The sequence below is a fragment of the Methanomethylovorans sp. genome, from assembly GCF_041447285.1.
Lineage (GTDB): Archaea > Halobacteriota > Methanosarcinia > Methanosarcinales > Methanosarcinaceae > Methanomethylovorans.
The window spans coordinates 158,928-173,077 of record NZ_JBGMEB010000005.1; the positions used below are offsets into that span (position 1 = coordinate 158,928).

The following is a 14,150-nucleotide window of genomic DNA, read 5'->3' on the forward strand; positions in this document are numbered from 1 at the left end:
TATTCTCATTCTCTTCAATGACTCGTATCACGCCCGAAGGAGAAAGGAACAGCCTTTCAGTCATGAAAGACATATTTATGTTGTATCGGATGCGGGACCCTGCAGGCAAAGAACTTGCTTCTCTTATCGAAATGCTGGGGACTCATGGCGCGATTGCATCTGCTCCGGTTCTTTATGATGAGGGTGAAAACCCGGAAGATGAAGAAGTAGATGCTAATGCTACTCAGGCTGTGCTAATTTTTACAGGTGAACTCCAAAGTTCATCAACTCTTTAATTTTATTCTCGCATTGATCAAAGAACTGATACTCTTTTATTTCATGTCCATTACTTTCTAAGGTATTCAGGAACCCATACCAATAGATCACTAATCCATGACCGTACATTTGCTCGTAATGGCTGAACTGTTTTTTCATATAATATTTGTGTTCCTGTTCATCACCAAACATCGCTTTACTTTCTATCCACGATACTTCGTTTCCATCCACTGTAATAGGTTCAGGCAGCAAGAAATCCGGAGTTTTAGTCATGCTCTGTTCTCTTAATTGCTCTTCGGTCAGGAAATCTATTTTATGAGCCTTTAGCCAAAATGAGATTATTTCCTCTCCAAGTTTTCCTTTTTCCAGTTGTAGACTATGCGCGCGAGGAGAAAAGAAATGGTCAATTTCAAGTGCCTCTATGATTTCTTTACTTAAACGTCTGCTTTGAAGTCTTTCTGGAGAATTGAATGCGATCTTTTTAGGTATATTCAGCTCTTTCAAAATCAGGGATGCTATCAATGTGGCAGGCATTCTGTAAGTTACAGCCATTTCAACTATAGTTTTTCCGTTATTCCATTGTTTTAGCTGTTCAGGTCCACTTTTCTTCAAGTTGCTAAAATTTAATTTCACTCTAGTTACCGTTTTCTGAGACAGTATGGTGTAAGCGATGCCTGGATGTATCTCAAACCTCTTCGCTACAGGCCCAACATCAGTTATATCCCACAGGGAATGATATATCTCTTCATATCTGCTTTTATCCATGTACTGTCCCTTTCCTGTGGCTGCTTATCAGAATGCATTCATTGCAGTGTTTTTTGCTGCAGTATGATTTTCCATATTCGACTACAAGCGCATGATACTCTTTGAATAATTCTACATCCTCTGGCAGCGTAGTCTCAAATATTTTTTGCAGCTGCATATAATTACCTTTCAGTCCTATACAGCCCATAATGCGTGTAGTATATGTATCAATCACAAATTTAGGTTTTTCAGCAGCATATAATATTATACTATCTGCAGTTTCATTGCCAACGCCATTAAGGGTTAGTAACTTATTACGTAACTGTTCCACTGGCAAATCGAAAAGTTTATCCATATCGTTTTCAATCAAAAACTGAGCTGCACTTTTTAGCCTGCTGGCTTTCTGTCTATAAAATCCGCAGCATTTTATCATTTCTTCTAATGACTCAATATCTGCTTTTGAAAGGCAATGTGGATCAAGCATTCCCGCCAGTTTTAGATTTTCTATTGCCTTTTCAACGTTGCACCATTTTGTCTGTTGTATCAGAAAAGCACCAACTATCATTTCAAAGCGTGTTTGAGCAGGCCACCAATCCTGTGGTCCAAATTCTTCCAGAAATATTGTGAATATTTCTTCTAAGTCCTTTTTTTCCACTTCTGCAGGTAACAGGGGCTCATCATCTCCAAAAATTTAATAATCTAAAAACGTGTGGCATCTTGTTCTATGCTCTATCCTTCTTCAATTTGTTGTGGGTTGTGCTTTTTTCTGCTTCTTTCAGAGACGATTGTGACTCGATAACGGTTGTGTTTTTGTTACTCACTGTTATCTTCTCGAAGCGTTCATAGAACTCCACATCCGATTTGTTTTTTTGAAAATCAGTTTCTGTTTCTTTTTCAGTAGTATCTGGATTGCAGATATCCTTTCCTAATTTGATCCTCGTATTTTCTATATACGTATCCAGGATTACTCTGCTAGAACTTGTTGTTTTGCGGGAACTTCCATATCCTATTATACAATTTGCTTCTCCAGTGCGCCAATCTACGTGAAATAGATGGCATTGTTTTCCTTTGCAACTTGATTTCTCATCCAAAGGGCACTTTGCAGGAAGTCCCACAACTATCACCAATAGGAATCTTTTGTTTATATATTTTTTATGGAAGCAGCAATGAGGGGTGCAACGCTCACCGAACTCTGTGCTTTCTCAAGAGTGTCTGTTGCTATAATGTCACAGACGCCTGCATTAAAAAGACGCAATACTGCATTTTTTGCCAATACAGGATGTACACATGCAAGATAAACATCTCTTGCTCCCTGACTCTTGAGGAGTTTTATGGATTCTGCCATTGTGCCACCGGTTGCTATCATATCATCCACTAGGACAACATCTCTTCCATGCACGTCCATGTTTTTTGTCTTGATAGTAACGGTATCTCCAGAGAGTCTTGTCTTTTCAAGATGGTCAAACTGGATACCAACTCCCTTCGCAGTGTTTTCTGCAAGATTGACTGCACCTATGTCAGGTGCTACTATCAACGGGTCTTTCAGATCAAGGGAGCCTATATATTTCCCAAGGATATCTGATGCATCCAGGTCAAAAGCATCAGCACTAAAGTAATCCAAGATGCTTGGTTTATGGATATTTACGGTAAATACCCTGTCTGCAGTTATAGCTCGAGCTACAGCCCTTGCACTGATAGGCTCTCCACTTTTGAATTTTCTATCCTGACGCGCATATCCCATATAGGGGATAACCACGTTTACTACCTGTGCATCTTCACAAGCATCTATCATCTGGAGCAGTGCCATGAGGTCAGAGTCAGTCGCAGTGCTCTGTATGATAGTAACTTCATCCATTGGTTCTTCCATAATGCGCGTATAAACTTCCCCATCAGGAAAACGGTTGAACTCGCAAAGAGTTGGTTCAATATTCATCTCCCTTGCCACACGGGTAGCAAGTGCCTGTGATGACGGACCTCCTATTATTTTCAATTTGAGTACCTCGTAAGATTGTTCATTGTGTATTCTGTAGTCTGATTTTCCTACTCTACTATGTCTTATGTTAATTAGTTTTGGTTCCCTTTACCTTTTCGAGCACTCTTATGTTCCGTATGGATGTGTGGGGATAATTGCCTGTGTCATCCTTCTCTATAGATTTCACCATGTCCCATACTGTAAGCAGTGCAACAGATACGCCAGTAAGAGCTTCCATCTCCACTCCTGTTCTTCCAAGAGATCTGACTTCTACATTGGCAACAAGTGAATTCTTCTCAAATGTAAAATTTACGTCTACGCCTGTAATGGGTATCTGATGGCACATTGGTACTAGTTCCGGCGTTCTTTTTACTCCAAGTATGGCGGCTGTTCTGGCAGTGGACAAAACATTTCCTTTTTCGACAGTACCGTTTTTAATCCTTTCAATAGTTGAATCAGAAAGTAATATCTCACCAGATGCTATCGCACGTCTGTCGACGATTTCCTTCTCACTTACATCCACCATTACAGCTCTGTCATCCTTCAGGTGAGTTAATTTTTTTTCCAATGGGACCACCATCAACTCAATCTATACGCAGGTTTTGCCTTTGCTGGTAGTCTTCAATAGCGTTTTCCAGTTTCCCTATGAGGTCCTTTGCTTCATCAATGGTCAATTTGATTATTTCCTCATCTTTTGCGTGGCTAATTATTACTCTAACTTTTTTCCTCTCAATATCAACGCTGATCGTTCTATTGTCTTCTTTAGTCAAGATGATCACTCCCTCATTACATCAGTTATCTTACTGATTACATCCGTAGCCAGTAATCCATATCCTTTGTCGTTGAATGCAAGATCTCCTGCAGCTCCATTAATATACGCCGCACAAGCTGCGGCTTTCATTGGTGGATTTGTGGCTAAAAGTGCGCCAGTGATGCCTGCAAGCACATCCCCGGTGCCCCCAACACTCATTCCTGAATTACCTGTTGCGTTAAGCATAACTTTACTCCCATCAGAAATGACATCTACCTTTCCTTTGAGAAGAGTAACCAGGTTATTTTCCCTGGAATATGTTCTCACTTCCTCTATTCTCCTCTCTATATCAATCGAAGTTTCCTTTTTCCTTATCCGGGCAAATTCTCTGGCATGTGGTGTGATCACTATTTCAGAACACTTCTTTTCAGCCTCTTCTAGCCCAGGCAATGCATCTGCATCAAGCACCAGTTTATTGCAAAGAGGGATTATTCTGCTTACGGTTTCAACTACCTCTTCATCATTCCCAAGCCCCATCCCCATAACAACAACATCATGTGCATCGACAAGTTTTGTTATCAGGGGTATATCTTCACTACATAATCTATTTTCCGATAGGCAGCGCACAATAAGGTTAGGAGAGAATGATGCAATGGTATCGGCCACAGTTGATGGGGCTGCGACTGTTACTATATCGGCCCCCGTTCTAAGGGTTGCAAGGGCTGCTAGTGCGGGAGCTCCTGAATAAGCTCCTCCTCCGATAATGAGTATTCTGCCAGCTTGTCCTTTGTGAGAATCAGGAGTTCTAAGATTGAGGCTCTTAAGGTTACCTATGCCAGTAAAAATTTCAGCATGAGAACAAACGCCTATGCCTTCAACTCTTACCTCTCCCAGATAATCGGATACTGAAGAAGTGCTAAGTTCTTCTTTCATTTTATGGAAAGTAATTGTCAGGTCTGCTTTAATGCATTTGCTTTGTTTTGTCTTTTTATCCTGATTTCCTGAAGGTAGGTCAATGGCTATTATGTACTTTCCGGACATATTTATTAGGTCTATTGCCGAAGCCTCAGGTTCTCTAATTTTTCCGGTTATCCCGGTTCCAAGTATGCCATCAACTATAATATCAGCATTACTGATCATTTCGGATAGTACCGCATCTCCAGAATCTGTTACTTGCTTTATACTATTGATCTTGCAATATTGAAGTAGCAGGAAGTTCCTTTTTGCTTCTTCAGTACGGATGGAACTTACATTTCCTAAAAGTATCACATCGACTTGGAACTGTGGGTGTTCGCAAAGGTGGCGTGCAGCTACAAAAGCATCGCCTCCATTATTCCCTCTTCCCGCAATTAAGAGGATTCTCCCTCCCGAAAAGCGATCTCTTATAATCTTTGAAATTGAAGAACCCGCGTTTTCCATAAGCTGGATAGGTAAAAGTCCAAGCTGAGCACAGTTTGCATCAATAACCTTCATTTCTTCCCAGGTGATGGAATCCATAGTTACCTATTAATCCATTGTTTGCATTCTATTTATTCATTGATATTTCTCGAATCCAATTATTTAACAGAATATCATGGTTTAGCTGTGATGAGATTTAAACGGAGGTCGTCCTATTAACGCCAGTACCAAAGAGATTAATGCCATGGACAAGTCCAAAATAAAACCACTCTATTTAGTCCTAGGCAGTGGTAGTTTAGGTTTTGCTCTTGTGAAAGAGCTCAAGGAACGTGATAAGGAATTATTTGTAGTAGATAAGGACCCTCAAAAGGTGGAAACCCTTAGGGAAGAAGCTTATGATGCCATAGTAGGTGACATTGGAGATCCAAGTGTTCTAGAGAAGATCAACACAAAGAATCTTGCAGCTATAATGATCCTCAGTTCTGATCCTTTGGCTAATAAATCTGCACTGGCAAATATCAGAAAGAAAGTTTCTCCTGATATTTATTGTGTGGCTAGGGCTTCAGATGCGATCAATATGCAGGAAATGGAAGCTCTCGGGGCAGATCTTGTGATAATTCCTCCAAAAGTTGTGGCAAAGTCCCTTGCAAGATCTCTTGAAAGAGCCGAATCTATGTTAAGAGGGAACAAGCTTGTTCAGTGGTTTAATGGTCTTAGAGGAAAAACTATGGCAATAGTTGTCCACAACAATCCTGATCCTGACTCCATTTCAGGTGCTCTTGCTCTGCAGGAGATTGCTAAAAGTTTTGATGTGACTTCAGATATTCTTTATAGTGGGGAGATCGGCCATCAGGAAAACAAGGCCTTTGTTAACTTGTTGGGTATCGATCTGTTAAAAATGGAAGATCATGATGTTTCACGTTATGATAAGGTTGCTCTTGTTGATTGTGCAGTTCCAGGTTCCAATAATAAATTACCGCCTGGTGCTCATGTAGGTGCTGTTTTTGACCATCACCCGATCGGAGATGCGCATATTGATGCGGAGTTTATTGATATACGTCCGAATGTAGGTGCTTCTGCAACCATCCTTACCAAATATCTCCAGGAATTGAATATAGATATTAATCAGAAGCTTGCAACAGCTTTGCTTTATGGCATTCGTACTGATACTTTGGACTTTAAAAGGAATACGGACCCATCGGATCTTTCAGCAGCATCTTTCTTGTATCCCCTTTCTGAACATGACATACTTGATCAGCTTGAGCGCCCTTCTATGTCCACGGAAACTCTGGACGTGTTGGGTGAAGCTATTCTCAACAGGCAGATCTATAGTGGCTATTTGATCTCAAATGTGGGAAGTATCAGGGATAGGGATACATTGCCCCAGGCAGCAGATTATCTGTTAAATCTTGAGGGAATATCTACCACGCTGGTCTTTGGAGTGTCAGAGGACACAATTTTCATTTCTGGCAGGAGCAACGACATACGTGTTAATCTTGGGGATGTCATGAAAAAGGCTTTTGGTGAAGGTTCTGGTGGCGGTCATGCTAATGCTGCAGCTGCACAGATTCCTCTGGGCGTTTTCAGTGTTGCAAAGGATAGGCAAACTTTGCTCAAGCTTGTGAATGAATCGGTTGTTAAAAGATTCCTTAATGCAGTAGGTGTGGAAGAGTCAAGTAAGAAGTAGTTTGCTGAATACGACCTCTTTCCTTTCTTCATTTTCGGTATGTGCTCTATTATTGTTTCTATGCTTAGCTGTTTTTATGCAAGCGTGCTTATCTGAGTTATAGCTTGGTTGTCATCTTCGTGAATAAATGAGCATCTTGGTATGTTTCTTACATTTTCATACATCATCATACAAAATTCATTTTTCTTTAGCTGGTATGCCGATGTATGAATTTGTATGATGTGGCAAAGGTGCCTGTTTCATACATGTATGAAATGTTATGTTTGTTACTCTTTTTTTAGGTATAATTTTATTTTCATCAGTCCTATGGTGCTCTCTTCTAAGTAAATGCATTTATATCCATCTCTCATATGTTTACTATTTGTACTCTATATCGTATAGTATACGTTATTTTATATACTATATTATATTTACTTTTTAGAATAAGTGCTGCCGATATCTTTATTACCGATCTCGCATAGTCAAAATGAAATGATATTTTCCGATAAATACAAAGACCTTCTAGTCCAGGATGTCAGGAAGGAACTTCATCGGGCTTCCAGTCTGAAAGTTGAATCCATAGCTTCAAAGATAAGAAATATGGGATTTTCGTGTACTCAATGTGGAAGTTGTTGCAGAGGCTGTTGCACTGACAATCGTGTGATGCTCTTGCAACAAGATATTTTGACTATATCTGAAAACACGCATCTCTCTTCATCAGAATTTTTGTTACCCTTTATTCCTCTTGAAGTCGAAAATGCTCTAAATGGCATTTCTGAATCATCCAGTCTAATCCCCTATACTGACAAAGATGGAAATGTGCACAGTTTTGGCTGGATGTTAAGGCGCAAGAAAAATGGAGATTGTTCTTTTCTTGAAAGTACAAATCAGCCCTATAAATGCGCTATTTACAAACTGCGACCTGCCTTATGCAGGACGTATCCTTTCTATCTGGAGGAATGCGAGCTTTGTACCTCTGAGTGTGAGGGCTTGGGATTACCTATATCACATGAGGATAGCCTTATACTTGCCAAGTCGGTACTTGACAGGTATTTACATGAACTTGAAGAGCGCATCCTAGTATATCAGTGCTATGAGCATTTTGAGCCAATATACTCAAATATTGTCTATTCTCTGGAAAGATTCAAAAAGGGGCATGTATTCTATATAGTTCATGACAGTGAAGGGACTCATCGAAGATGTGAACCTATGTGAATTCCTGTTATAATTTACTTTATCTATATAAAATTAGAATGTTGGTTACCATGTCTGAGAACATCAACTATCCAATGACTATTGCCGAGAAGATCTTCTCCAAAGCATCTGGCAAGGCCGTGAAAGCAGGAGAATTCGTACTTGCAGATATTGATCGTGCAATGACGCATGATATTACCGGTCCGCTTGCAATTGATGGTTTTTATGAGATCATGGCAAGCAAGCAAGAGAAAAAAGTGTGGGATCCTAGCAAGATCGTGATAATTTTTGATCATCAAGTGCCCGCAGATTCTATTAATGCAGCAGCAAATCACATAAAGTTGCGCAAGTTTGCAAAGGAGCAAGGGATCCTTAACTATGATGTATACGAGGGTATTTGCCATCAGATTATGCCTGAGAAAGGACATGTAAGACCCGGTGATTTGGTAGTTGGTTCTGATTCTCACACCTGCGCATATGGTGCTATAGGTGCCTTCTCCACTGGTATTGGCTCTACAGATATGGCTGCAGTATTTGCTACTGGTAAGCTATGGTTCAAGGTGCCGGAGACCATCAGGTTTGAAGTCGAAGGCAAGTTGCCAAAGATGGTGTATTCCAAGGACCTTATACTGCACCTTATAGGTGATGTAGGTGTAGAAGGGGCACGTTATCAGGCAGCAGAATATGCAGGTTCAACTATCCATAACATGTCTATTTCTGAGAGAATGACTATCTCCAATATGGCTATAGAAATGGGAGGTAAAGCTGGCATAATTGAAGCAGATGAGATTACGGCAGCTTACCTTAAGGAACGTATTCCTGATTATGAATTTGATGCATATTGGAAACCAGATGTAGGCGCAAATTACACTGAAATAAAAAGGTATAATGTTTCTGACCTTGAGCCACAGGTAGCCTGTCCTCACAATGTGGATAATGTGAAGCCCGTTACAGAAGTCGAAGGCACAAAACTTGATCAGATCTTCGTAGGTTCATGTACTAACGGCAGGTTCGAAGACATTGAAATTGTAGCAAAGATTATGGGTGACGAGCCCGTTGCCAAAGGTGTCAGGCTGCTTATTATCCCTGCATCAAGGGCAGAATATCTGAAAGTTCTGAAAGCTGGCTATGTAGAACAGTTCATGGAAGCAGGTGCCATAGTAGAGTCACCATGCTGTGGTCCATGTATGGGCGGTTCTTTTGGATTGCTTGGTGATGGTGAGGTGGGGCTTGCAACATCTAACCGTAACTTTAAAGGCAGAGAAGGAAGTCCTGCATCTTTTGTGTATCTTAGCTCCCCTGCAACCGCTGCTGCCTCAGCTTTGACTGGTGAAATCACAGATCCGAGGAAAATTTAAGGGCCGGAGACCAAAAGAAATAAATACATTTCTTCAGTGATAATTTGGCTAAGACGTTGGTTCTACCAATACCCGTCATATTGGATGGATTAACTCCAACGTCTTCACATTAATTTTGTTTTCGTTAAAAAGGGCTATTCTTTGAACAAAGACTTATTCGGTTCATGTGCTTGCCATTCATAAGGTGAGGTAAACTATGTCAGATGCTGATCTATCTGTTTTTAATGAAGTGTATAATGTTATCTGTGATCGTAAATTAAATCCCGTGGAAGGATCTTATGTGTGTTCATTGCTCAACCATCGAAAGGGAATCAACAAAATACTTGAAAAGGTGGGAGAGGAGTCTGTTGAAACAATCCTTGCAGCGAAAGACAAACAAAAAGATCACATTGTATCTGAATCTTCAGACCTGTTCTTTCATTTATTAGTTATGTTTGCCGCACTTGATATCTCTCTTGAAGATATTGCGGAAGAAATGAAAAAGAGAAGAAAATAATCATTTCTTCTCATTTTGTTTGATTTTCAGTACACTGCAAGTTCATGCAACACATCTGTTTTTGAAAGTATGCTCTTTGCAACTCCATCATATGTTACTATAATAAATGCAATGATGGGGTTGGCATCGAATATCTTAACAGCATCTATCAAAGACGCTTCAGAATCGATTGTTATTAGATCAGTTTTCATTACATCCTTCACTTTTGTATCCATGTCTCCTTTTGAGAGGACGCGACCTATATCTTTTAAGGTTAGAGTTCCTACAATATTGCCATTCTCTTCTACAGGAGCACCATATATGTTGTTTTGTGAAAGTAAGGTTGCAGCTTCTTTTATGGTGTTATTAAGATTAATTGTGAATACATTTCTGTTTGAATAGTATCTCACAGGCTTTTTGGGCAAAGATATCATTTCGTTGATACAGAATACTAATGTATTCCCCGTGTCGTCCCTGCCAACTATCTCTCCACGTACTACAAGCCTATTGACGGGAGTGGGACCCATCTGCACAAGGTCTCCCTGTTCAAAGCTTCTTATATTGCCAAGTACTTTTATCATTCCGTGGCACAGATCAGGATGACGCACGGTGGTAAAACTAATCTCTGCTACTGTTGCCCCTTCCACAATTTCGCCATTCCTGTATATGGGTACCAAGGCTTCATTATCCATTGCTGTGATGTTCAAAGCCTCATAAGCTTCTCCGGTTGCCTTATATCCACCTTTGGGACCGGGAACTCCTTCTACAAGTTGAAGTACCTTTAAGGATTGCATTTGATTTCGGACTGTACCAGGGTTTCTATTAATGATTTCAGCAATTTCTTCTCCTTTGACGGCACGACCTTTCTCTCTTTGTAGATTAATCAAAGCAATAAGTATATCTTTTTGGATAGGTGTAAGCTCCATTTGATCACCATTCGTGTGTAATAAAACTAAATTATAGTAATTCACCCCTATATATATAATTGAGTATTTCTTATTGGTAAATACTCTATTTTACAGAACAATTATATACGTCATAGACCTTGAACGTCATACAGGTAAAGAAACAATGATATTTGAGAAAATTCCTACTATACATACTTCTGATGAGCTAATAGATAAAGCTTTTAGAAGAGGTGTAAGGGCAGCAACGGGTAAAAAATCAAGCGGCAGGGCTAGTTTCCTTGAATCCCAAGAATCTATGTTGCTAACATCAGCTAATATATTATCAGATAATCTGGCTAATATCAGCAAAAAATTTCCAAATTTTGATGAGTTGTCTGGTTTTTACTATGAACTAGCAGATATACTTGTAGGTGTGGATAAAATACGTACCTCTTTATCCAGAGTAGCCTGGACAAGTGAAAAAATACATGATCTTGCAAGGGAATATGTAGGCCGGATGCGTGGCAGTCCAACCCCGGAAAACTTGCGTAAACAATGTTTTGGCCGTATGGGTTCACTGATGGATTCTATAAATAAAGATCTTTTACTCTTAAACGAGGCTCGTAATATTTTGCGCAAACTGCCTGCTGTTCACGACGAGCCAACAATTGTTGTGGCAGGTTACCCAAACACAGGCAAGTCAAGTTTTGTAACGGCCGCAACTAAGGCAACTCCAGAAGTTGCGCCTTATCCCTTTACAACTAAAGGTATTTCTATTGGGCATTTTTCAATAGGTAATGTAAGGTATCAGGTTATTGATACTCCAGGTCTTCTTGATAGGCCGATGTCTAAGAGAAATGATATTGAGCTGCAAGCGATTACTGCTTTGAAACACTTGGATGCAGTGGTGCTTTTCCTCATTGATGCAAGCGAAAATTGTGGTTATACAATTGAGGAACAAGAAAATTTGTTACAAGAAGTTAGGACTCAGTTCGATCTACCAATACTTGTTGTTTCCAACAAATCGGATCTTCCTCATTTTCAGAACCTTGACTTTACAGAGATGTCAATGTCTACAGCTACCGGCGAAGGCATAGAAGAAGTAATAGCATCTCTTGTGATGATGATAAATGAAAAAAAAGTTGATGAATCAGTGCTTTAATTCATGTAAGCACTTTTTCCATAATTTCCAGCGCTTTAAGAATATTTGGCATGGATGAAGCGTAAGATATTCTAATATGTTCATCTCCATTTTCTCCAAAAGCCGTTCCTGGTACCACTACTACTCCATTGGCTATGAGCTTAGAAGCCATAGTGTTGCAATCTTCCACTTCAGGGAATGCATAAAATGCTCCTTTTGGGACAACACATTTAAGTCCCATTGATCTGAGTCCTGATATCAGTACATTCCTACGCTTCAGGAATTCCTCTCTCATAAAGGATACTGAATCCTGAGGTCCGGATATAGCTGCACAAGCTGCTTTTTGGGCAATTGAATTGGCACATGCCTGTACATACTGATGAACTTTCAGCATCTGTTCAATGTATTCATTCTTGGCAGCTACGTATCCTATTCTCCATCCAGTCATAGCATATGTCTTAGACACAGCATTAATTGTGATAACATTATCTGTAAACTGAGCAGGGCTGATGTGTTCGCCTTCGTAGATGAAATGCTCATATACTTCATCAGAAATTATAGTGATGTCATTGTCATCTGCTATTTCTGCAAAGGCTCTTATATCTTTTTTACTCTGGACAGCACCAGTAGGATTTGCGGGAGAATTAATTATCATTGCCTTTGTTTTTGGATTAATCCTTTCCATTACAGATTCCGGACTAATAGTAAGTTCTTCATTCAGGGGGACACCTGCCACTTTTCCTCCCATCATATTTACCAGAGCGTTATATGATACAAATCCCGGATTTGCTATCATTACTTCATCTCCAGGATTAACAAGGGAAGCTATAGCAAGCTCAAGAGCTTCTGATGCCCCAGAAGTAACGATTATTTCTGAAGGGTCAACATCAAAAGAATTCTCTTCTTTAAATTTTCTGCTCAATTGCTCGCGGAGTTCTACGATGCCCGGACCAGCTGTATACGCAGTGAATCCCCCATTGATTGCATCAATAGCAGCCTGCTTAATATGTTGAGGTGTATCAAAGTCGGGCTGTCCCAGTCCGAGATTAATGGCATCTGAGCCCGCAGCTTCAAACATCTTCCGGATCCCGGAAATATTCATATTAAGGACCCTGTCTGCAAACTTCGATCCAGGCATGATTTTCCTTCCTTCATTCCAGTTTATTGTGTCTTGACTTTAGGTCTTCTTCGGAGGCACCAGTGATGTAAATTAGCTCTGCTATTACTCCGTCGAGGAGAACAGTAGCAGATGTTTCAAAAGATGTTCCAAGCGGAGTTAGATATGTATATTCTCCTCTGAGGTGTCTTTCAGCATATCCACCAGCATCTTCTTTTGTTCTTCCTGCTATTTTCACTACTGTATCGGATATTAATCCCAGTGTTGACTCATCATTAGAAGTGATAGTAATAAGTTTAGCGCCAATTTCTTTTGTGATCTTTGCCAGATTAGCTATTGATCGTGTCTGGCCGGAACCAGATATTGCAATGACAACATCTTCTTTAGTTACAGCAGGAGTTGTAGATTCTCCTACTACATAAGCTGTAAATCCTAGATGCATAAGTCTCATTGCAAAAGCCCTTCCAACAAGGCCTGATCTTCCGGCACCCATAACAAATATTGCTCTCGCATTTATGATATGTTCGAGCATTTGCTTGATGCTTTTTCTATCAAGCTCGTTAACTACTTTCTGAAGGTGGTTTGCCATAAGTTCCATTGATGAAATCAAATACTTGCACTCAGTAACTTCTAATTTCTTCTGTATCATTTTCTCACTTGCCCTTGCGCTTAGAAATTTGATGTACTCCTGCTCTCATCCTTATAGGTTATATTTTTCAGTTTCCATTCATCGATAGTATTCATTTCCTGATACAGTTTCATGATATCAGAATAATCGCCCGTCCAATATACGTCAATAAGCACGTTTGTTTCTTTAAGTTCCTTAAATATGGAATCTGCTAGGTATATTAGAGCTTTGTTACTAACAAACGGAATATTAAAAGTTGCCCTGTATCCACTTTCAAATTTGGCATAAGAAATTAACACATATCCATAGCTTTCATAAGTAGTAATGTCCTCAAAATTGCAAATTATCTCTTTTTCATGAACAGCTAACGTATCAACATTTGATACACAAATGAGGACTTTCCATATAACTGTGGCCGGAACGGTCCGGCCAAACCATATCGAAATTTTCCCATAACTGCACACCACATTAACATCATCTCTTCCCATTTCTATGGTAGAAAGGGATTGAGCAGGTGAGAGTGTTATTCCAATATTGTCTGCAGGTTCCATCTTGACCACAGTC

General features: G+C 39.9%; 17 protein-coding genes. 6 read left to right on the plus strand and 11 right to left on the minus strand.

The annotated features are described in order from the left end of the window. The first annotated feature begins 17 nt into the window (after window positions 1-17). On the plus strand, window positions 18-275 hold the full coding sequence (locus ACC612_RS02555; protein WP_371852901.1) for a hypothetical protein: 258 nt from the start codon (window positions 18-20) through the stop codon (window positions 273-275). Here ACC612_RS02555 and ACC612_RS02560 read toward each other — a convergent pair. The 7 genes from ACC612_RS02560 to ACC612_RS02590 form a co-directional block, all read right to left on the minus strand. Then, the gene (locus ACC612_RS02560; protein ID WP_371852902.1) at window positions 241-1,020 is read right to left on the minus strand and encodes a TPD domain-containing protein; all 780 of its coding nucleotides are present in this window, start codon (window positions 1,018-1,020) and stop codon (window positions 241-243) included. The genes ACC612_RS02555 and ACC612_RS02560 overlap by 35 nt on opposite strands. Beyond that, window positions 1,013-1,654, minus strand: a complete 642-nt coding sequence (locus ACC612_RS02565) for an endonuclease III domain-containing protein (RefSeq protein ID WP_371852903.1) — start codon at window positions 1,652-1,654, stop codon at window positions 1,013-1,015. Before ACC612_RS02565 ends, ACC612_RS02560 begins: the two co-directional genes overlap by 8 nt. 67 nt (window positions 1,655-1,721) lie before the next feature. Continuing rightward, window positions 1,722-2,114, minus strand: a complete 393-nt coding sequence (locus ACC612_RS02570; protein WP_371852904.1) for a hypothetical protein — start codon at window positions 2,112-2,114, stop codon at window positions 1,722-1,724. Window positions 2,115-2,140: 26 nt separating this feature from the next. Continuing rightward, window positions 2,141-2,989, minus strand: a complete 849-nt coding sequence (locus ACC612_RS02575; protein WP_371852905.1) for a ribose-phosphate diphosphokinase — start codon at window positions 2,987-2,989, stop codon at window positions 2,141-2,143. A gap of 70 nt (window positions 2,990-3,059) precedes the next feature. Next, window positions 3,060-3,539, minus strand: coding sequence for a cyclic pyranopterin monophosphate synthase MoaC (gene moaC / locus ACC612_RS02580; RefSeq protein ID WP_371852906.1), 480 nt, complete (start codon window positions 3,537-3,539; stop codon window positions 3,060-3,062). A gap of 16 nt (window positions 3,540-3,555) precedes the next feature. Continuing rightward, on the minus strand, window positions 3,556-3,741 hold the full coding sequence (locus ACC612_RS02585; RefSeq protein ID WP_371852907.1) for a hypothetical protein: 186 nt from the start codon (window positions 3,739-3,741) through the stop codon (window positions 3,556-3,558). 5 nt (window positions 3,742-3,746) lie between these two features. Continuing rightward, complete coding sequence (locus ACC612_RS02590; RefSeq protein WP_371852908.1) at window positions 3,747-5,219, minus strand: NAD(P)H-hydrate dehydratase; 1,473 nt, start codon at window positions 5,217-5,219, stop codon at window positions 3,747-3,749. 145 nt (window positions 5,220-5,364) lie between these two features. Here ACC612_RS02590 and ACC612_RS02595 point away from each other — a divergent pair, with 145 nt between their 5' ends. The 4 genes from ACC612_RS02595 to hisE all read left to right on the plus strand — a co-directional run bounded on the left by ACC612_RS02595 (window position 5,365) and on the right by hisE (window position 9,834). Beyond that, a complete protein-coding gene (locus tag ACC612_RS02595; RefSeq protein ID WP_371852910.1) occupies window positions 5,365-6,807 on the plus strand; it encodes a DHH family phosphoesterase in 1,443 nt (480 codons plus the stop codon). A gap of 471 nt (window positions 6,808-7,278) precedes the next feature. Further along, complete coding sequence (locus tag ACC612_RS02600) at window positions 7,279-8,001, plus strand: YkgJ family cysteine cluster protein (RefSeq protein ID WP_371852911.1); 723 nt, start codon at window positions 7,279-7,281, stop codon at window positions 7,999-8,001. Window positions 8,002-8,051: 50 nt separating this feature from the next. Beyond that, complete coding sequence (locus ACC612_RS02605; RefSeq protein ID WP_371852912.1) at window positions 8,052-9,338, plus strand: 3-isopropylmalate dehydratase large subunit; 1,287 nt, start codon at window positions 8,052-8,054, stop codon at window positions 9,336-9,338. A 196-nt stretch (window positions 9,339-9,534) separates the two neighbouring features. Beyond that, window positions 9,535-9,834 carry a phosphoribosyl-ATP diphosphatase gene (gene hisE / locus ACC612_RS02610; protein ID WP_371852913.1) on the plus strand — a complete coding sequence of 100 codons (300 nt, stop codon included), beginning with the start codon at window positions 9,535-9,537 and terminating at the stop codon, window positions 9,832-9,834. A 26-nt stretch (window positions 9,835-9,860) separates the two neighbouring features. Here the strand turns inward: hisE and ACC612_RS02615 are convergent, their stop codons facing one another. Then, window positions 9,861-10,739: a CBS domain-containing protein gene (locus ACC612_RS02615; protein WP_371852914.1), complete on the minus strand. Its 879-nt coding sequence runs from the start codon at window positions 10,737-10,739 to the stop codon at window positions 9,861-9,863. 145 nt (window positions 10,740-10,884) lie between these two features. On the opposite strand from ACC612_RS02615, the gene ACC612_RS02620 reads away from it, so the two are divergent. Continuing rightward, window positions 10,885-11,862, plus strand: a complete 978-nt coding sequence (locus ACC612_RS02620; RefSeq protein ID WP_371852946.1) for an NOG1 family protein — start codon at window positions 10,885-10,887, stop codon at window positions 11,860-11,862. Between the two features lies 1 nt (window position 11,863). On the opposite strand, the gene ACC612_RS02625 is transcribed toward ACC612_RS02620, so the two are convergent. Genes ACC612_RS02625 through ACC612_RS02635 form a run of 3 tightly spaced genes read right to left on the minus strand, consistent with a single transcriptional unit; the run spans window position 11,864 to window position 14,137 of the window. Then, on the minus strand, window positions 11,864-12,979 hold the full coding sequence (locus ACC612_RS02625) for a pyridoxal phosphate-dependent aminotransferase (RefSeq protein ID WP_371852915.1): 1,116 nt from the start codon (window positions 12,977-12,979) through the stop codon (window positions 11,864-11,866). 13 nt (window positions 12,980-12,992) lie between these two features. Next, window positions 12,993-13,607, minus strand: coding sequence for a 6-phospho-3-hexuloisomerase (hxlB, locus tag ACC612_RS02630; RefSeq protein ID WP_371852916.1), 615 nt, complete (start codon window positions 13,605-13,607; stop codon window positions 12,993-12,995). 20 nt (window positions 13,608-13,627) lie between these two features. After that, the gene (locus tag ACC612_RS02635; protein ID WP_371852917.1) at window positions 13,628-14,137 is read right to left on the minus strand and encodes a hypothetical protein; all 510 of its coding nucleotides are present in this window, start codon (window positions 14,135-14,137) and stop codon (window positions 13,628-13,630) included. Window positions 14,138-14,150 lie beyond the last annotated feature (13 nt).